This is a genomic window from Frigoribacterium sp. MCBA15_019 (genome assembly GCF_001864945.1).
Taxonomy (GTDB): domain Bacteria; phylum Actinomycetota; class Actinomycetes; order Actinomycetales; family Microbacteriaceae; genus Frigoribacterium.
Genome location: NZ_MJGS01000021.1, coordinates 1 through 18,224, shown reverse-complemented (window position 1 = coordinate 18,224; position 18,224 = coordinate 1). Strand labels below are relative to the sequence as shown.

Sequence of the window (18,224 nt, the reverse complement as noted above, 5' to 3'; positions counted from 1 at the left end):
AGCAGGCGTCGCACGTCACCGACGGCCTCGACGAGTCGTTCGCCGAGCCGGGCGTCGAGCCGGCCCGTGGCCTGGGCGGCCACGAACCCCGCCGGAGCCGAGGAGGCGCGGGTCGCCACCCGGCCCCGGGCCACCTCGACGTCGCGCGCGGCCCCCGTCACGTGACCGACGTGGGCCGCACCCGCCACGACGGTCGCGGCCAGCCCGGGGTCGAGGACGCCGTCCCACACCGTCAGGAGGACGCGCAGCCGCCGCGTCGTCGTCCGGAGCCGGTGGACCGCGTCCGGCTCGTCGTCGCGCACGGCGACGTCGACAGCGAGCAACTCGTCGCGCAGGCCCGCCGCGGCGGACGTGACGAAGGCCGCGGCCGACTTCTTCTTCGGGGCCGGGGCAGCCGGGGCCGTCGAGACATCCGCCCCGCTCGTGCCGTCGCCGGAGTCCGCCCCCGACACGGCCGGCTCGGAGCCCAGCCCGCGGGCGAGCTTCGACTTCGACGACGACACCGACGCCCCGGCCGACTCGAGCCGTTCGGCGACGGCGTCGAGCAGCCGCTCGCCCTCGGCGCCGTCGACCCCCGGGGCCAGCTCGACCTCCCACTCGCGCCAGGTGCGCAGCAGGCCCGTGTCGGGGTTCGACGCCCTTACGACGTCGTCGGCGAGTTCGCCCAACTCGCGGCCCGAGCCGTCGAGCAGGCGGGTCACGGTGCGCGTCGTCTCGAGTCGCAGCACGGGGTGCACGGGCCGACCCCGAAGCCGCGCCTCGACGAGCCGCCGCAGGGCGTCCGGCACGGGCTCGTCGGGGTCGCCGAGCGGCCAGTGCACCTCGCGGCGCCCGGACGTGCCGGCCGAGGGCGGCAGCTTGAGGTGCCAGCCGGCGTCGCCACCGCCCTCGCGCCTCCTGAGGGTCGTCCGGGCCCCGAGCAGCGTGTGGTCGACGGTGTCCCAGTAGGTCGCGGCGAGCTCGACGGGGTCGTCGTGCCCGACGCCGTCGACGACCAGCGCATCGGCGTCGGTGCCTCCCCCCACCCCGGCCAGGTCGGGCACCCCGGCGCTCTCGTGGACGTCGTACTTGCGCTCGATCTCGGTCTGTTCCGTGCGGCGCGGGGATGCGGTGCTCATGCCCTCCGTTCTAGTCGAGGCGCCTGGCCGGCCGCCTCCCGGACCCGACAGGGTGCCCCGGCGTAGGGTCGTCGCATGAGCGATGTGGCCCCGAGCCTTGCCGGATGGATGGCGCGACAGCGCTGGTACGCGACGAAGGGACGGACGCCTGCCCTGCGCGTGATCGGCTCGTTCGAGGCCGAGGTGGACGACGCCCTCGCCATGACGCTGCTGATCATCGACGAGGCGGCCGACGTCCCCGTCCTGTACCAGGTGCCCCTCGTCAGCCGCGCGACTCCCCTGCCCGGCGGCGACGCGGCATTCATCGGCTCCGCCGACGGACGCTACCTCTACGACGGGCCGCACGACCCGGCCTACACCCGTGAGCTGCTGCGCTCGATGTCCGCCGAGGCGCACGTGGTCGGTGCGGACGTCACGGTCGACGGCACGCGCATCGTCGACCCCGGGCAGGTGCGCCGCTCGCGCGTCCTCTCGGGTGAGCAGTCGAACACGTCGATCGTCTACGACGTCGAGGGCGGCCCCGTCGACCAGGTCATCGCGAAGGTCTTCCGCGTGCTGCACCACGGCGACAACCCCGACGTCACCACCCAGGCCGCCCTGACCCGGGGCGGATCGACGCACGTCCCCTCGTCGTTCGGCTCCCTGCGGGCGACCTGGCCCGACGTCGGACGCGAGGGCGGCACCGCCACCGGCCACCTCGCCTTCTCCCAGGAGTTCCTGCCCGGCCTCGAGGACGCCTGGCGCGTCGCCCTGACCGCCGCGGCCGACGGCACCGACTTCACCGCCGAGGCCCACGCGCTCGGCGTGGCCGTCGCCGAGGTGCACGCGACCCTCGCCACCGACCTCGGCACCGTGCCCGCCGGCGACGACGAGATCGCCGGAGCCCTGACGAGCATGCGTCGCCGCATCACCACCGCGGCGCGCGAGGTGCCGCAGATCGCCGAGCACGCCGACGCGATCGGAGCCGTCTACGACGCGGCCGAGCACCTGCACTGGCCCGACCTGCAGCGCATCCACGGCGACCTGCACCTCGGCCAGGCCCTGCTCTCGCCCGAGCGCGGCTGGATGCTGATCGACTTCGAGGGCGAGCCCCTGCGGCCGATGCCCGAGCGCTCGCGGCCGGACCTGCCGATCCGTGACATCGCCGGCATGCTGCGGTCCTTCGACTACGTCGCCGGCTCGCTCGCGCAAGAGGACGTGCCGGTGGACGCCAGGGCCTGGGCGCACGACGCCCGTCGCGCGTTCGTCGACGGATACGTCGCCTCGTCCGGAGTCGACGTCCGGGCCGCCCGCGCCCTGCTCGACGCGTTCGAGATCGACAAGGCCGTGTACGAGGCGATCTACGAGAGCCGCAACCGGCCCGACTGGATCGACATCCCGCTCGCGGCCGTCGGACGCCTTGCCGCACGCAGCGCCCCCGCCGCCGGCTGAGCCGGGCGGGCAGGACCGCTAGGCGTCCTGCGGGTGACGCACCGCGCCTCCTGACCGCTCGAGAGCGAGAGTGCAGGAGGCGCGGCGACGGCCTCAGGGACGGGGCACGTTGCGCAGGTTCGACCGCGCCATGGCCACCGCCTCGCCGGCCCCGCCGTTCATGACGATCTTCGACATGGCAAGCGAGAAGCCCTTCACCTGGGCGCCCGTGATCGTCGGCGGCAGCGACAGCGCCTTGGGGTCGGTCGCGATGTCGACGAGCGCCGGACCGTCGTGCTCGAAGGCGGCCTCGTAAGCGGCCCGCAGGTCGCGAGGGTCGTCGACGTGGACGGCGTGGATGCCGATCGCCCGCGCCACGGCGGCGTAGTCCGTGTAGGGCACGTCGACGCCGAAGTCGGGGAACCCGTCGACGAGCATCTCGAGCTTCACGAGGCCGAGCGTCGAGTTGTTGAAGACCACGATCTTGACCGGCAGCTGGTACATCTGCGCCGTCACGAGCTCGCCCATCAGCATCGACAGCCCACCGTCGCCCGAGATCGAGACGACCTGGCGGTCGGGGTAGGCCATCTGCGCACCGAGCGCGTGCGGCAGGGCGTTGGCCATCGAGCCGTGCAGGTACGAACCGAAGATCCGGCGGCGCGGGGTCGGTGTGACGTAGCGGGCGGCCCAGACGTTGCCCATGCCCGTGTCGGCGGTGAAGATCGCGTTGTCGGCGGCGACCTCGTCGAGCAGCGAGGCCGCGTACTCGGGGTGGATGGGCCGCATCTTCTCGACGTTCTTCGTGTAGGCCCCGACCGCACCGGTCATCAACTTGTCGTGCTTCTTGAGCGTCTTGTCGAGGAACTTCCGGTTCTTCTTGCGGGTCACCAGCGGCATGAGCGCCCGGAGGGTCGGGGCGATCGCACCGTGCACGGGAACCTGCACGTCGGCGCGACGGCCGATGACGGCGGCGTCGACGTCGACCTGGGCGATGGTCACCTTCGAGGCGTCGGGCAGGAACTGCGGATACGGGAAGTCGGTCCCGAGCAGCACGAGCAGGTCGGCGTCGTGGATGCCGGCGTGGGCGGCGCCGTAGCCGAGCAGCCCGGTCATGCCGACGTCGAACGGGTTGTCGTACTGGATGACGTCCTTGCCGCGCAGGCTGTGCCCGATCGGGGCGGCCACGAGGTCGGCCAGCGCGATGATCTCGTCGTGCGACCCGCGGCCGCCCTCGCCGACGAAGAACGCGACGGTGTCGGCCTGGTTGATGGCGTCGGCCAGGGCCTGCACGTCGTGCCGGTCGGGGACGAGCTCGGGCGGGCGGACGCTGACGTACGCGGGCACCTTGCCGCCCGCGTCGAGCTCGGCGATGTCGCCGGGCAGCGTGATGACGCTGACGCCCTCGCCCGCCAGGGTGTGCCGGATCGCGCTGGCGACGACCATCGGCGACTGCTCTGCCGTCGAGATCATCTCGCTGTAGCCCGAGCACTCGACGAAGAGGCGGTCGGGATGGGTCTCCTGGAAGTAGTCCGAGCCGATCATCGTGCTCGGGATGTGGCTCGCGATGGCCAGGACCTTGGCACGGCTGCGGTTGGCGTCGTACAGGCCGTTGATCAGGTGCAGGTTGCCCGGCCCGCACGACCCGGCGCAGACGGCGAGCTCGCCGCTCATCTGCGCGTCGCCAGAGGCCATGAACGCCGCGGCCTCCTCGTTGCGGACGTGGATCCAGTCGATCCCGCCCTTCGCCGACCCACCGGTGCGACGCACGGCGTCGACGATCGGGTTCAGGCTGTCGCCGACGATGCCGTAGATGCGCCGGACCCCGGCGGTGACGAGCTGGGCGATGATCTGGTCGGCGACCGTGTCTGCCATGGTGTTCCCTTCGTGGTGCGTGCTGGTACGCCTCCCAGCCAACTCCCCCGGCGCTCACCGCCGACCGGGCTTAGCCTGGGGCGATGAGCGACATCGCGAGCACGTACGTCCCCGAGTCCGGCAGCATCACCATGTTCAGCACCTCGTGGTGCGGCTACTGCGCCCGACTCAAGCAGCAGCTCGGCAAGCAGGGCATCGCCTTCACCGAGGTCAACATCGAAGAGGTGCCGGGCACGGCCGAGATCGTCGAGAAGGCCAACGGCGGCAACCAGACCGTGCCGACGATCGTCTACCCCGACGGCTCGACGGCCACGAACCCGTCGCTCGCCGACGTGCAGGCCAAGCTCGGTCTCTGACGTAGCGACCATGGGTCCGACCGGCGCGGGCTCGGCCCCGGCGCGTCCGCTTCGCGTCCTGGTGCTGGGCGGCACCGCCTGGCTCGGCCGGACGATCGTCGAGGCGGCCGTCGGGCGTGGTCACGACGTCACGTGTCTCGCGCGCGGCTCGTCGGGCGTCGTACCCGAGGGCGCGGCGTTCGTCCGGGCCGACCGGGGTACGTCCGGGGCGTACGACCCCGTGATCGAGGGCGGGCGACGCTGGGACGCGGTCGTCGACCTGGGTCGCGACGCAGCGCACGTCCGGGACGCCGTGGCGGTGCTCGAGCCTGCCAGCGCCTCCTTCGTCTTCGTGTCGAGCGTCAGCGTCTACGTAGACACCGCGACCACCGGGGCCGACGAGTCGGCAGCCCTCGTCGACGCCGACGAGTCGGACTACGGCGGGTCCAAGGTCGCCGCCGAACGAGCCGTCGTCGACGCCTTCGGTGCCGATCGGTCGCTGATCGTCCGGGCAGGGCTGATCGGCGGACCGGGCGACCACACGGGTCGCACGGGGTGGTGGCCGCTCCGCTTCGCCCGAGCTGCCGCGTCGATCGAGCCCGATCCGGTGCTCGTGCCGGACGTCCCCGGTCTCGACGTGCAGCCCGTCGACGTGCGCGATCTGGCGAACTGGATCGTCCTGGCCGCCGAGCGCGGGCTCTCGGGGACGGTCGACGCGGTGGGCGAGCGGCAGTCGCTGGCCGACCACCTCGCGTTGGCCCGCCGGGTCGCCGGTCACACGGGTGAGGTCGTCCCCGTCGGCGAGTCCTGGCTCGAGACGCACGAGGTCGGGCCGTGGGCAGGGCCCCGGTCGATGCCCCTCTGGGTGCCCGTCGCCACGCATGCGGGTTTCGGTGCCCGGTCAGGAGGCGCGGGTCGGGCCGCGGGCTTCGTGCCGCGCCCCGTCGACGAGACGCTGCGCGACGTCCTCGCGTGGGAACTCTCGCGTCCCGGCGCGGGCGGCCCCCACGGCGCGGGGCTCGATCCCGACGACGAACGCGACCTGCTCGCTGCGGCCCGCGCCCGCTGAGGTCGCACGCCGCACACGCACGCGCGACGCCGCTCGCCGCACCCGCCATCCACTGCACCGCGTTTCGTGCAGCACACCCGATCTAGTCGCGGTGCGGTGCACGAAACGCGGTGCGATCCCGGCAGGCGGCCCGTGTCAGCTCTGTGCCGGCGGAGCGAAGAACTCGATCTGGTTGCCGTCGGGGTCCTTGATCATCAGGGCGTGGCCGAAGTCGACGTCCTGCAGGTCGGACTCGATGCCGACCGACGTGGCGTGCTCCTGCCAGGCGACGACGCCGGCGCGGTCGGTCACGGCGAGACCGATGTGGTCGAGACCGGGGACGGTCGGGTCGGAGGCCGCGGACGAACCGTCGGTGTAGGCCGTCACCCCGAGGATCTGGCCGTTGCCGACGGAGAAGATGCGGCGATCGAGGCCGTCGAGCTCGATGCGGCCGACCGGGCCCGCACCGAGCAGCTTCTCGTAGAAGGCGAGGCTCGCGTCGAGGTCGGAGACGGTGATGGCGACGTGGGCGTAGCCGGACAGTTCGGGCATGGAGTGCTCCTTCGGTGGTCGGGTGGTCTGCGACCACCGAACTCGCCTCGACTGAGAAGGGCCTCTCGTCCCCCGCTCGGTCGTCCCCCGAATCCGTCCACAGGGCGGCGAGATCCGACGTCGGAGCCCGTCGGCGCCCGAGACGATCGATGCGTGACCACCGACGAACGAGACCTCCAGTCCTTCCTCATCCGATCACGGTTCGACGATCCGGCGGAACGCCGTGCCCACGCACGTGGCGAACTCGTGCGTGTCGCGCCGGGACGCTACGTCGAGGCGGCGGCCTGGCGCGGCCTGCGTCGCGAGGAGCGCCACGCCCTCCGAACGGTGGCCGCGGTCGGCCGGATGCGTGACGAGGTCGTCGTGTCTCACACCTCGGCGGCCGCGGTGTGGGGCATGCCGGTCCTCGGCCCGCCGCTGGCCCGCGTCTCGACGACCGACCCGGAGCGCGTGCGGACCCACACGGGTGCACACGTGACGAGGCATGCGGCACGGCTGCCGTCGGATGAGATCACCCGTCATCGGGGTCTCGTCGTGACCACGCCGGCCCGGACCGCCGTGGACGTCGCTCTGACCGGGACACGCAGCCAGGCCGTGGCCGTCCTCGACCATCGCCTGCGACGCCGGTTGTGCACGCTGGCCGAGTACCAGGCGTGCCTGCTGGGACGGGACCGTGTCCGGGGATCGACCCGCGCCTCCTGGGTCGCCGACTTCGCCAGCCCCCTGGCCGGTTCCGCCGGCGAGTCGGTCTACCGGGTCGCCCTCGACGGTCTCGGATTCCCGGCACCCCGCCTGCAGGAACGGCACGTCGACGACGAGGGGCTCATCGGCTTCACCGACTTCGGGTGGGAGGCGTACGGCGTGTACGACGAGTTCGACGGATTCGTGAAGTACCTCGACCGCGAGATGCGGCACGGGCTGACGGCGGAGGAGATCGTAGTCCTCGCGAAGGTCCGTGAAGACCGGCTGAGGGGCCTGCCCTACGTGAACCGGGTGACACGCACCATCTGGCGCGATCTCGCACGTCCACAGCGGATCGTCACGCGGCTCGAACGAGCGGGCGTCCCCCGCGTCCACACCGCGAATCGTGCACGGCACCGTGACTAGTCGCGGTGCCGTGCACGAAACGCGGTGCGTTGCGAGGCGGCGGGGTGGAGCCGGGTCAGGCCTCGAGGGCGTCCGTGAGCAGGGCGACCAGGGCCGAGAGCTGCACGTCGACGGAGTCGACGACCTCGGAGTCGTCGCCGTCGAGAGCGCGGGCGGCGAGGCCGGCCTTGCTGTCGATCAGTTCGGCGATCTTCGTGTCGATCGTCTGCGCCGCGATGACGCGCCAGGCCGTGACCGGCTCGGCCTGGCCGATGCGGTGCACGCGGTCGATGGCCTGCGTCTGCTCGGCGTCCGTCCACGACAACTCGGCCAGCACGACGTTCGAGGCGACCTGCAGGTTGAGCCCGACGCCGGCCGCGGTCAGCGAACAGACGACGACCTCGACCTCGGGGTCGTTCACGAAGGCATCGATCTGACGCTGACGGACGGCCGGGGTCTGGTCGCCGCGGATCGACGAGTACTTGATGCCGCGTTTGGCGAAGGTGGCCTCGGCGACGTCCATGACGTCGATGTGCTTGGCGAAGAACACCACCTTGCCGACGTTGCGGGCGAGCTGGGCCGTGTAGTCGGCGGCGAGGCCCGCCTTGGCCTGACCGATGCGGCGCACCATGCTGAAGACGTTCTCGCCGGTGCTCGACGCGCTGGCGTCCTCGAGCTCCCACTTGGCGACCTGGCGGACGAGGTCGTGGTCGATGCCCTCGACGCGGACGCCCGACGTGCGGGTGGTGAGCGCGGTGCGGTACTTCTGCACCATGCGGCGGGCCAGCTCGCGCTCGGCGTCGCGGATGGAACGGCCCACCTCGTCGTCGAGTTCGACCGGCAGGTCGGCGATGCGACGGGCGGGGATGTCGGACGCGACGTCGACCTTCTTGCGGCGGACGATGCCGAGATCTATCACGATCTCGCGTGCCGACGAGAAGAACCCGGGATCGGCAGGGGTCAGACCCACCTCTTCGAGGCGCTCCATCAACTCGGCGGCGGGCTTCTTGTCGCCGATCCAGCCCAGGAACTCCCAGATGGCGCGGAAGTCCTCGATGTCGTTGATCAGCGGGGTGCCGGTCAGCGCCATGAGCAGGGGGTGCGCCGTGCGCGACCGGATGCGCTGGGCGAGCTGCAGCACGTGGCGCGACCGCTGCGATTCTTTGTTCTTGATGAAGTGGGCCTCGTCGACGATCATGCCCTTGAAGCCGAGATCGCCGAGCCAGCCGACGTGACGGTCGAGCACCTCGTAGTTCACGATGACCACGTCGGCGAAGGCGTCGAGCTTCTCGCCGTCGCCGTGGATGACGGTCGCCGTGCGCGTCGGCGTCCACAGCTGGACCTCGCGGGCCCAGTTCGTCTTGACGACGTTCGGCACGACGACGAGCAGCGGGTACGCGGCGGCCGCCTGGGCGGCCAGCAGGGCCTGGGCGGTCTTGCCGAGGCCCGGCTCGTCGGCGAGCAGGTAGGTGCGGTGGCCCTGGCGGGCGGACTCGACGAGCTGAGCCTGGTGGTGCATCAGGGTCGCACCCGCGGGAGCGTCGACCGTCGTGGGTTCGGGCAGCGGCATGCAGGCCGAGCCGCCGCCGGCGCCGTACTCGAAGGACTTGAACAGGGGGCCGAAGAGCTCCCAGTTCGCGAGGCGACGCGGGTGTGCCTCGCGGGCGACCTCGGCGAGGGCGAAGTCGGGCGGCAGGAACGGGTTCGCCAGCTGTCGCGAGATGACCGACTGCGGGACGACCTGTCGCTCGGAGGTCGGCGCCACCGGCGCGGCCTCGGTGACGATGATCTGCTGCTCGGGCTCGAGTTCGAGCCCGGCCGACATCTGCATGTCGCGCTTGAGGGTCTTGGCCGCCTCGCTGACCGTCGCCGCATCACCCAGCAGGGTGATCAGCGACGTGTCGCGGGCGGCGGTCTTGGCGAGGATCTGGGCGACGCCGTCGAGTCGCTTCATCTGCTCGGCGCGCTCGGACTCGCTGATGGCCTTGTCGACCTTGACCCGGGCGCGTTCCTCGCGCATGAGCAGGGCGATGACCTGGAACTTGGTGCGGCTCGAGGGCTTGACCTGACCGCGTTGCGCGGCGGCCTCGACCTCGCGCACCGCGCGGGCGAGGACGGGGATCAGCCCGTCGTTGTCGACCTCGCGGCGACGGTTCGGACGCTGGGCGGTGCGGGTTCCACCCGATTGACGCTGGCCTGGTCGAGCCAAGGCTCCTCCTCGTGGTCGACGCGGGGCGTCGACGGTGCTGTGCCGCCATGTCGGCGGTGGGTGCTGCGCGGGGCACCGAGAGGCTCGGCGACCCGGACGGACGGCGACCGTGACGGTCGCGCCGGATGCGTGCGGGGCGGGGTGCCGCGCGGTGGACAGCTGTACCGGCTTCGCGACGGGCGACCTTCGTGGCGGGCAGTCCGACGACGGCGCGTGCCCCGAAGCCCCGTCACGCCGAGGTGTCGACTCGCACCGGAGGAGGCGCGGACCGGAGAACACCCGGGCGGTGAAGCTGGGGACAGTTTACGCGTACGACGCACCCGTACGCCACCAGCGCCTCCTCGTGTCGCGTGGGCCGGGCGCCGCGGGCCCGTCGGGTCGGGTCGGTCGCAGTGGCCCCGTCAGCCGCGGCGACGCAGGCCGCGGGTCGCGGGCCCCTCGAGCACGCTGCCGTCGGCGGCGAACCGCGAACCGTGCAGCGGACAGTCCCACGACCGTTCCGAGTCGTTCCAGGTGACGATGCCGACGAGGTGCGGGCAGATCGCCGACACGGTGCACACCTCGCCGTCCACGGTCGAGCGCGCGACCGGGGCGAAGCCGCCCGAGCGTCCGACCTCGCCCTGTCCCTCGGCGGGGGCGACGGCGACCAGACGGCGTGTCATCGCCCCGGCCCAGCCCTTGGCCGCCCACCAGGCGTCGGCCGCGTTGATGCCGATTCCGGAGGCAATCGCGATCGGCGTGGTGACCCGCTTGTGCAGCGTGGTCATCCACGGCTGCGGATCGCCGAGCACGTCAGAGACGAGGGTCATCGCCGCCTGGACCGCATTCGTCAGCCCCCAGTGCTCGTACCCGGTCGCGAGGTAGATCCGCCCGCGACCGCGCGGCAGCCAGCCGACGAACGGCACGTGGTGCGGCGTGCCGTAGTCCTGGCCGCTCCACGAGTGGGTCAGCCGGGCACCGGGCCAGTGGCGCGTCGTCCAGTCGGCGAGGTCGTCGACCAGTGCGCTCGTCGAGGAGGCGCGGCCCACCGGGTGCCGGTTGCCCCCGGTCACGAGGCGGTCGCCCACCGCGGAGAACGACCGCGTCGGCCCGTCGACCGCCTGGTACATGCCGTCGGGCAGGTCGTCGGCACCCTCGAAGGCGAGTCCGTAGGAGCGCTCGCTACGGAGTTTCGCGAAGTAGAGGCCGCGGTCGAGCACGGGGCTGCCGGTCGTGACGTGGACCCGGTGGCCGCGGACGTCGGGGCCGTCGCTGTGGGTCACCGTCGGACTGGACGCGTCGACGCCGGTCACGCGCACCCCCTCGACGACGACGCCGCCGAGGGCCCGGACGTCCGCCACGAGCGCGGCGATCGCCTGCATCGGGTCGAACTGGGCCTGGTCGGGCAGCCGGAGTCCGCCCGTGGTGCCGAAGGGCAGGTCGAGGCCGAACTCCTTGACGACGGGCAGACCGGCCTTCCGCGCGACGAGGTACTCGTCGTCCACCGTGGCGATGCCGCCGCGGGTCGTCGCGTAGCTGAAGGCGTCCCGGCGCTCGACCTCGACGCCGGCCTCGTCCAGGTAGTCGACCATCCAGTCGAAGCCCGCCCGGTTGCCCGCGACGTAGGCGTCGACGACGCGCTGGTAGGTGTTCGTGCGAATTCGCTGGAGCTGCTTGCCCTGCAGCAGCGACATCGACGCCGAGCCGCTGCCGCTCGCGACGCTGCCCACCGAGCGCGCCTCCAGGACGGCGACGCGATGGCCGCGCCGTGCGAACAGCAGGGCGGTGACCAGGCCGGTCAGGCCGCCGCCGACGATCACGTCGTCGTAGACGGTCTCGGGGTCGATCCTGTCGGTCGTGACGTCGTGCGCGGCGTCGAGCCAGGGTGACGGCATGGGGCCTCCAGGTGCGCGGGTGGGTGCTGCGCGCCACGGTAGGCCCGTCGGCCCGTCCGTGTGTGCCCGACGGAGAGACCGCGGGTCAGGAGGGGCGGGCGAGGGTGCCGGCGGCGGCACCGATCAGCTGGACGGCCTTGCGGCGGCCGGTGTCGGTGCCGAGCGTGGCCTGGCCGCCGGCGTGGGCGAGCAGCTGCGACGCGACACCGGGCGCGAGCCGGTCGGCGAGGCCGGGCATGCGGTCGACCCAGGTGCGCGTCACGTCGTCGGCGAGGCCCTCGCAGGCCCGGGCCTCGGCCTCGTCGCCGTTGCCCCGGTGCCACTGCCCGGTCACGACCAGGTGGGCGACGAGGGCCGCGGCGTCGCGGGCCGGGTGCCCGAGCCCCGCGGTGTCGACGTCGAGCAGACCGGTGACCCGCCACGGCTCGGACGGGTGCACGAACAGCTGCTCGAGGTGCAGGTCGCCGTGGATCACGGCCAGGGCGTCCGAGGCGGAGGCGGCGCGGCGCCGGTCGATCTCGTCGTAGAGGCCGTCGATCTCGGTCGCCCGGTCGGGCAGCCCGGCTCGCAGCGTCGAGCGGTGCCAGGCCCCGTGGTCGAGGGCGTCGGACTGCGCCCGGGCGGTCACCTCGACCCGGGCGATGCGCGTGCCGAGGTCGACCATCTGCTCGACGAACCGGGGGTCGTCGGCGAGCTCGACGACACGCTGCCCGGCCGGCACCCCGGGGACGCGCTCGAGGACGAGCAGGCCGTCCGGTCGCGACGCGAGCACGGCGGGCACCGGCAGCCCCTGCGCCCGGAACGCCTCGTGCAGGGCGACGATCGGCCCCACCCGGTCGGGCCGGACCACCTTGAGGAAGACGGTCGTCTCGGCGGCGTCGAGACGGATCACGGCCCGCTTGCCGGGGCGGTACGCCGCGACGCTCAGCCGGGGTTCGGTGACGACGACGCCGAGGGCCGCGAGCGCGTCGGCCACCCGGTCGGGGTAGGTGGCCCCGGCGAGCGCCGGCAGCATGGGGTCGGCCGGGTAGGCCCAGACGGCGAGCGGCTGACCGGTGGTCGGGTCGCGGGTGAGCACCGAGGACGCGTCGGCGGCCCGGGTGTCGGTGTCGATGAAGGTGAGCACGGTCGAGGTCGCGCCGGCGGGGTCGACCGTGTCGACCTCGTAGCCGTAGAGGAACCCGGCGCCCGAGGGCTCGACCGAGTGGGGTCGGAAGGCGACGACGGTCAGCCCCGAGTTCGCGAACGCGGCGGGGAGCACCTCGGCGGAGTTGGGCCACACGGGGAGGCAGTCAACCAGCACCCGACCCGATCGGCGGGGAGGCGCGGGCGGGGTGACCGATTCGTGACCTGACGCGGCCTCGCGACGCGGGCCGCGCCTCCCCGTCTATCCTGGGGTCGTGAAGATCGTCTCGCGCATCCGCCAGACGAAGCGCACTCCCCTGTTGCAGGTGGTGAAGACCAGCGTCGCGGTGATGGCGGCCTGGTTCGCCTCGGTGGCCCTGTTGCAGCAGCCGCTGCCGATCTTCGCGGCGATCGCGGCCCTGCTCGTGGTGCTGCCGAGCGTCAACCAGTCGTTCGTCCGGGGGCTCGAGCGCAGCGTGGGCGTCATCGCCGGCGTGCTCATCGCGTTCGCGGCCGGCCAGCTGTTCGGTGACGCGACCTGGATCGTGCTGGCGATCGTCGTGGTGAGCCTGCTCGTGGCGTGGGCGTTCCGGCTGACGCCGAGCTCGGCGAACCAGGTGCCGATCTCGGCGATGCTCGTGCTGGCGATCGGCGCCCAGACCCCCGACTACGCGCTCGACCGGGTGCTCGAGACGATCATCGGCGCGGCCATCGCCCTGGCGATCAACGCGTTGATCGTGCCTCCCGTCGCGCTCGCGCCGGCACACCTCGCCGTGGGCCGGCTGGCGCGCGACATCGCGTCCGTGCTCGACGAGACCGCCGCCGTGCTCGACGAGCCGGTCGACGGGTCACGGCTCGCCGCGGGCCTGACGAAGGCCCGCGAGCTGCGGGTGGTCCAGGCCCGGGCGGTCGACGCCGTCACCGCGGGTGAGGAGAGCCTGCAGCTCAACCCCCGCGCGAGCCGCAATCGCAGCGTGCTCGAGGCCGACGCGGCGCTGCTCCGGCGGCTGACCGTGCTCGTCAACCGCGTCGTGGGCATGGTGCGGTCGGTCCACGACAACTACGACCCGGGGTTGGCCGACGATCCCGTGGTGCAGAGCATCGCCGAAGACCTGCGACGTGCCGCGCACGACGTGCGCCTGTTGGCGCGGACCACCGAGGAGGCGCTGCCTCCCGGGCGCGCCTCCCGCGTCCCCGACACCGCCGGCGGACACGGGACGGGTCTCGGGCACGACGACGGCCCGGCCCTCACCTCGCCGGTGAGCGTGCTGCGACCCGACCCGGACAACTGGGTGCTGGTCGGGTCGCTGCTCGAGGATCTGAGACGCGTGCGGGAAGAGATCATCGGGTAGCATCCGACGATGCGACGTGGCCGGGCGACAGGGGTGGTCCGTCCGACCGTCGACGCGTACGCCCCGTTCGACCTGGTCACCGATCCCCGGGCCCTCGGGCTCGCCCGCGAGGCGATCGACACGGCGCACGGTCGGACGGTCGTGCACCACGCGGCGTCGCCGGCCGACCGGTCCGCACGGCGCCGGGCGACCGTCATGCTGCACGGCGCGGCCGGCTCGTGGACGACATGGACCCCCCTGCTGCAGGCCGCCCGCGAGGTGGACGCGGTCGTCTCCCGTCCGGTGCTGATCGACCTGCCCGGCTGGGGTGGTTCGCCCGAGCCCGACCCGGGCCTCGACGTCGAGTCGGCCGCCGCCGTGGTGGTCGAGGTCGCCGAGGCGCTGGGGGTCACCGAGTTCGACCTCGTGGGCCATTCGATGGGTGCCTTCGTCGCCCTGCACCTGGCCGCCGTCCGACCCGACCTCGTGCTCAGCGTCTCGGTCGTGTCGGCCACGTCCTTCTCGGCGATCGACGCCGTCACGCACCCGGTGCGCGGTCTCGTGCGTCTGCCGGCCTTCACGCTGCTGCGCGCCGTGTTCGGGGTGCTGCCCCGCGCCTCCGCGTCCCTCCTGCGCGGTGCGGCCCGGATCGGGCTGCTGCGTGCGCTGTCGTCACCCGTGTTCCGCCACGTCGACCGCGTCCCGCGCTCGGTCCTGCAGGCGTTCGTCGCCGAGCTGCGGCCCCGGGGGTTCCTCGCGGCCTCGCGGTCGGGGCAGGGGTACGACGCCTCCCGATGGCGCGCGATCGACTGCGACGTGGCCGCCGTGAGCGGTGCCGACGACGTCTTCGCCCGGTCGTCCGACCTCGACCGCCTGGGCGAGGTCGTGCGGCACGCCCGGACGACCCTGCTCGCCGACTGCGGGCACTTCGCCCACGTCGAACGGCCCCACGAGACGATGCGGGCCCTGGGCTGGGTCGAGGGCTAGGACGCCTCGGCCGTCGGCCCCGAGCCTGCCCCGGCCTCGACCTCGCGCACGATCATCGCGACGCACCGCGCGTGGCCCAGCGGCCGGAAGTGCCCGTCGACCGGGAACTCGAGGTTGACCGCCCCCGGCAGCACGCTGCCCTCGGTGACGTGGGCGTCGAACCGGGACGCCATCGAGGTGATGGTGCGGTTCGCCTCACGCTGCTCGGCGAGCCGCAGCAGGTCGGCATCACGGGGTGAGAAGGGCCGCAGAGCCCTGACGGGCAGCACCGTCGCCCAGCGTGACCCCGAGAACGGACTGTTCACCGTCACCATGCGGGCGATGCGTCGATCGGTGTCGGTCGAGACCATCATCGTCTTGCCCACCAGTCCGCCCTTGCTGTGCGCCAGCACCACGACGTCCCGCAGGTCGTGGGCGTTGAGGATGCGCTGGGCGACCTCGGCGGTCGCCGCGATCGGACGACGGTTGTGCCCCATCCCCGGCACGACGACGATCGGGTGCCCCAGGTCGTTCAGCCGGTCGGCCACCGGGCGGAGGAACCGCCAGGTCTCGTAGACGCCCGGCAGCAGCAGCACCGGCTCGCGATCGCCGTCGCGGTAGCGCCTCGGCACCACCCGACCGGACCGCGGCACGAGATGCACCCACCAGACGTACCGGTAGTCGAGCACGACCGTGCGGAGGAACCGCCGGAGGCCGACGCGACGGCGTCCGTGGCCGCGCGACGGTGTGGAGCTCATGCCGCCACGCTAGGCGACGTCAGGCGGCCGTGCCCACCAGCGGCAGCTCGCCCCAGGGCTCGCCCTCGGGCCAGGCGATCGACTCGACCGCGGCCCGGGCCATCTCGAGCGTGAGGTCCCAGCGGCCGCAGATCGAGGCCCACGGGGGCGGGAAGGACACCGCGTCGTCGAGCAGGGCGAGAGCGAGACCGCCGAGCCCGGCTCGGGCCGCCGCGCTCGCCGCGTCGGGCAGGGCGTCGGCGAGACCGTGGACGACCCTCACCCGGTGGGCGAAGTCCATCTGCTCGATGTCGTCGAACGCGCCCCAGGCACTCTCGATCTCACGTCGCAGCCGGGTGATCTCGATCGCGTCGAATCCAGGACGGTCGGCGCGTCCGGGTACCGCTCGTGCCATGTCAGCCCCCCTCAGAGCATGGGCCGAGGATCGGGTACCCACGGCCGGGCGTCGGCTTCGGTGCCGATGCAGGCGAACATACCATCCGGTACGGTCCGGTCTCCAGGGCCGTGGATCACGAGTCGATCACGGCCGGGAGCGCCCCGTCGGCGCGTCCCCGGGGCACGGTCCGCTGCTCCGGTCGGGCCGTCCTGCTCACCTGTCCCCCGAAGACTGAGTCGACGCCGAGGGCCGCGGTCTACCGTCCACCACGCACCCACCGGTGCGACGACTCCGCACGAACCCACGACGAACGGGAGACATCATGTTCCAGGGATCCGACCAACTCCGCGACAACATGCAGAAGGTCCTCGTCGACCTCATCGAACTGCACGTCCAGGGCAAGCAGGCGCACTGGAACCTGCTCGGCTCGAACTTCCGCGACCTCCACCTGCAGCTCGACGAGATCGTCGACGCCGCCCGCGAGTTCAGCGACGAGGTGGCCGAGCGCATGCGCGCCGTCTACCTGATCCCCGACGGCCGCACCTCGACCGTCACCCGCGGCACGAGCCTGCCCGAGTTCCCCGCCGGCCCCGTCGAGACCACCGCGGTGGTCGACCTGATCGTCGACCGCATGTACGCCGTCACCGGCACGATGCGCACGGTCCACGACGACGTCGACGACGAGGACCCCACTACGGCCGACGTGCTGCACAGCATCCTCGAGCGCCTCGAGCAGCTCGCCTGGATGACCGGTGCCGAGAACCGCCACCCCGAGAAGGACGCCCGCCAGGACGACACCCGTCGGCGTGACGAGGACGCCGCGGCCGAGGGCCTCGACCGCGTCGGCGCCGTCGCCAACTGACCCGACCACCTCACGAGGGCACCGTCCGGACGCGCGCGACCCGCGCCTCCCGGGCGGTGCCCTCTCTCGTCGAGAGGACGACCCCATGACCGAATCGTTCGACCACGTCATCGTGGGCGGCGGCATGACCGCCGACGCCGCCGCGAAGGCCATCCACGAGGCCACCCCCGACGCGACGGTGCTGATCGTCAGCGCCGACGTCGACGCGCCCTACACGCGTCCGGCGCTGTCCAAGAAGCTCTGGACCGACCCCGACTACACCGAGGCCGACAACGACCTCGGCACCGTCGCCGACTCGGGTGCCGAGATCCGACTGCGCACGCTCGTCGAGTCGATCGACCGCGACGCCCGCACCGTGACCACCAGCACCGGCGACGTCGTCGGCTACGGCGCCCTGCTGCTCGCCACGGGCGGCAGCCCCACCGCGCTCGACCTGCCGGACGACGACCGCGTCGTCTACTTCCGGACCGCCGAGGACTACCGCCGACTGCGCTCGCTCTCGGGTGGCGGCCGCCACGTCGTCGTCGTGGGTGGCAGCTACATCGGCACCGAGCTCGCCGCGGCCCTCGTGCAGAACGACACCCGCGTGACGTTGGTCTTCCCCGACGACATGCTCGGCGGCTCGGTGTTCCCCGAGTCGATCGCCTCGACGTTCGAAGAGACCTTCGAGGAGGCGCGGGTCGAGCTGGCCCGCGGACGTCGCGTGGAGAGCGGCACGGCCGACGACGCCGGCGTCCACCTGCGGCTCGACGACGGCTCGACCCTCGACGCCGACGCGGTCGTCGTCGGGCTCGGCATCTCGGTCGACGACCAGCTCGCGGCCGACGCGGGCCTGACCGTCGACGACGGCATCGTGGTCGACGAGCACCTGCGGACGAGCGACCCGAACGTGTTCGCCGCCGGTGACGTGGCCTCGTACCCGGACGCGATCCTCGGGCGCCGCCGCGTCGAGCACGTCGACAACGCCAAGTCGCAGGGCCCCGTCGTCGGTCGCAACATGACCGGCGCCGACGAGGTCTACGACCACACGCCGTACTACTACTCGAAGGTCTTCGACATCTCGTACGAGGCCGTCGGCACGCTCGACGCGTCGCTCGAGACCGTCGTCGACGACAAGGGCGACGGCACGGCAGTGGCGTACTACCTCGGCGACGACGGCGCGGTCGAGGGCGTGCTGCTCTGGAACGTCGAGGAGGCCCGCGACGCCGCCCGGGCCGTCATCGCCGCCGGGGTCGTGCCGCGGGACGAGCTGGTGGGGCGCATCTGACGCGCTGCCGACCAGGACGCGACGACGCCCGCCCG

Annotated in this window: 16 protein-coding genes; 8 read left to right on the top strand and 8 right to left on the bottom strand. The window is 72.7% G+C overall.

The features are described from left to right. A partial coding sequence (locus BIV04_RS17210; protein ID WP_177174833.1) for a CHAD domain-containing protein occupies window positions 1-1,118 on the bottom strand: 1,118 nt, incomplete at its 3' end. A gap of 75 nt (window positions 1,119-1,193) precedes the next feature. On the opposite strand from BIV04_RS17210, the gene BIV04_RS14890 reads away from it, so the two are divergent. Continuing rightward, the gene (locus tag BIV04_RS14890; protein ID WP_071257217.1) at window positions 1,194-2,549 is read left to right on the top strand and encodes a hypothetical protein; all 1,356 of its coding nucleotides are present in this window, start codon (window positions 1,194-1,196) and stop codon (window positions 2,547-2,549) included. 93 nt (window positions 2,550-2,642) lie between these two features. Here BIV04_RS14890 and BIV04_RS14885 read toward each other — a convergent pair whose 3' ends face one another. After that, entirely contained in the window at window positions 2,643-4,400 is a 1,758-nt protein-coding gene (locus BIV04_RS14885) for a pyruvate dehydrogenase (RefSeq protein WP_071257215.1), read from the bottom strand. Between the two features lie 83 nt (window positions 4,401-4,483). On the opposite strand from BIV04_RS14885, the gene BIV04_RS14880 reads away from it, so the two are divergent. Together BIV04_RS14880 and BIV04_RS14875 are read left to right on the top strand one after the other, a co-directional pair. Then, the gene (locus BIV04_RS14880; RefSeq protein ID WP_071257214.1) at window positions 4,484-4,756 is read left to right on the top strand and encodes a mycoredoxin; all 273 of its coding nucleotides are present in this window, start codon (window positions 4,484-4,486) and stop codon (window positions 4,754-4,756) included. A gap of 10 nt (window positions 4,757-4,766) precedes the next feature. Then, the gene (locus tag BIV04_RS14875; protein WP_071257213.1) at window positions 4,767-5,804 is read left to right on the top strand and encodes an NAD-dependent epimerase/dehydratase family protein; all 1,038 of its coding nucleotides are present in this window, start codon (window positions 4,767-4,769) and stop codon (window positions 5,802-5,804) included. 135 nt (window positions 5,805-5,939) lie between these two features. On the opposite strand, the gene BIV04_RS14870 is transcribed toward BIV04_RS14875, so the two are convergent. After that, window positions 5,940-6,335 (bottom strand): VOC family protein, encoded by a 396-nt coding sequence (locus tag BIV04_RS14870; RefSeq protein ID WP_071257212.1) that lies wholly within the window; start codon window positions 6,333-6,335, stop codon window positions 5,940-5,942. A gap of 153 nt (window positions 6,336-6,488) precedes the next feature. Between BIV04_RS14870 and BIV04_RS14865 the strand changes: the two genes are divergently transcribed. Then, window positions 6,489-7,442, top strand: a complete 954-nt coding sequence (locus BIV04_RS14865) for a hypothetical protein (RefSeq protein WP_071257211.1) — start codon at window positions 6,489-6,491, stop codon at window positions 7,440-7,442. Window positions 7,443-7,497: 55 nt separating this feature from the next. On the opposite strand, the gene BIV04_RS14860 is transcribed toward BIV04_RS14865, so the two are convergent. The 3 genes from BIV04_RS14860 to BIV04_RS14850 form a co-directional block, all read right to left on the bottom strand. Continuing rightward, complete coding sequence (locus BIV04_RS14860) at window positions 7,498-9,630, bottom strand: DEAD/DEAH box helicase (protein ID WP_071257210.1); 2,133 nt, start codon at window positions 9,628-9,630, stop codon at window positions 7,498-7,500. 401 nt (window positions 9,631-10,031) lie between these two features. After that, window positions 10,032-11,504 carry an FAD-dependent oxidoreductase gene (locus tag BIV04_RS14855; protein ID WP_071257208.1) on the bottom strand — a complete coding sequence of 491 codons (1,473 nt, stop codon included), beginning with the start codon at window positions 11,502-11,504 and terminating at the stop codon, window positions 10,032-10,034. 85 nt (window positions 11,505-11,589) lie between these two features. Next, on the bottom strand, window positions 11,590-12,786 hold the full coding sequence (locus BIV04_RS14850; protein ID WP_071257207.1) for a phosphotransferase family protein: 1,197 nt from the start codon (window positions 12,784-12,786) through the stop codon (window positions 11,590-11,592). Window positions 12,787-12,904: 118 nt separating this feature from the next. Between BIV04_RS14850 and BIV04_RS14845 the strand changes: the two genes are divergently transcribed. Together BIV04_RS14845 and BIV04_RS14840 are read left to right on the top strand one after the other, a co-directional pair. After that, window positions 12,905-13,981 (top strand): aromatic acid exporter family protein, encoded by a 1,077-nt coding sequence (locus BIV04_RS14845; protein WP_071257205.1) that lies wholly within the window; start codon window positions 12,905-12,907, stop codon window positions 13,979-13,981. Between the two features lie 9 nt (window positions 13,982-13,990). Continuing rightward, a complete protein-coding gene (locus BIV04_RS14840; RefSeq protein WP_071257204.1) occupies window positions 13,991-14,947 on the top strand; it encodes an alpha/beta fold hydrolase in 957 nt (318 codons plus the stop codon). On the opposite strand, the gene BIV04_RS14835 is transcribed toward BIV04_RS14840, so the two are convergent. Beyond that, window positions 14,944-15,684 (bottom strand): triacylglycerol lipase, encoded by a 741-nt coding sequence (locus tag BIV04_RS14835; RefSeq protein ID WP_071257203.1) that lies wholly within the window; start codon window positions 15,682-15,684, stop codon window positions 14,944-14,946. The genes BIV04_RS14840 and BIV04_RS14835 overlap by 4 nt on opposite strands. A 19-nt stretch (window positions 15,685-15,703) precedes the next feature. Further along, a complete protein-coding gene (locus tag BIV04_RS14830; protein ID WP_071257202.1) occupies window positions 15,704-16,078 on the bottom strand; it encodes a hypothetical protein in 375 nt (124 codons plus the stop codon). Between the two features lie 304 nt (window positions 16,079-16,382). Between BIV04_RS14830 and BIV04_RS14825 the strand changes: the two genes are divergently transcribed. Next, window positions 16,383-16,922: a Dps family protein gene (locus BIV04_RS14825; protein ID WP_071257201.1), complete on the top strand. Its 540-nt coding sequence runs from the start codon at window positions 16,383-16,385 to the stop codon at window positions 16,920-16,922. A gap of 85 nt (window positions 16,923-17,007) precedes the next feature. After that, window positions 17,008-18,189 carry an NAD(P)/FAD-dependent oxidoreductase gene (locus BIV04_RS14820; RefSeq protein WP_071257200.1) on the top strand — a complete coding sequence of 394 codons (1,182 nt, stop codon included), beginning with the start codon at window positions 17,008-17,010 and terminating at the stop codon, window positions 18,187-18,189. Window positions 18,190-18,224 lie beyond the last annotated feature (35 nt).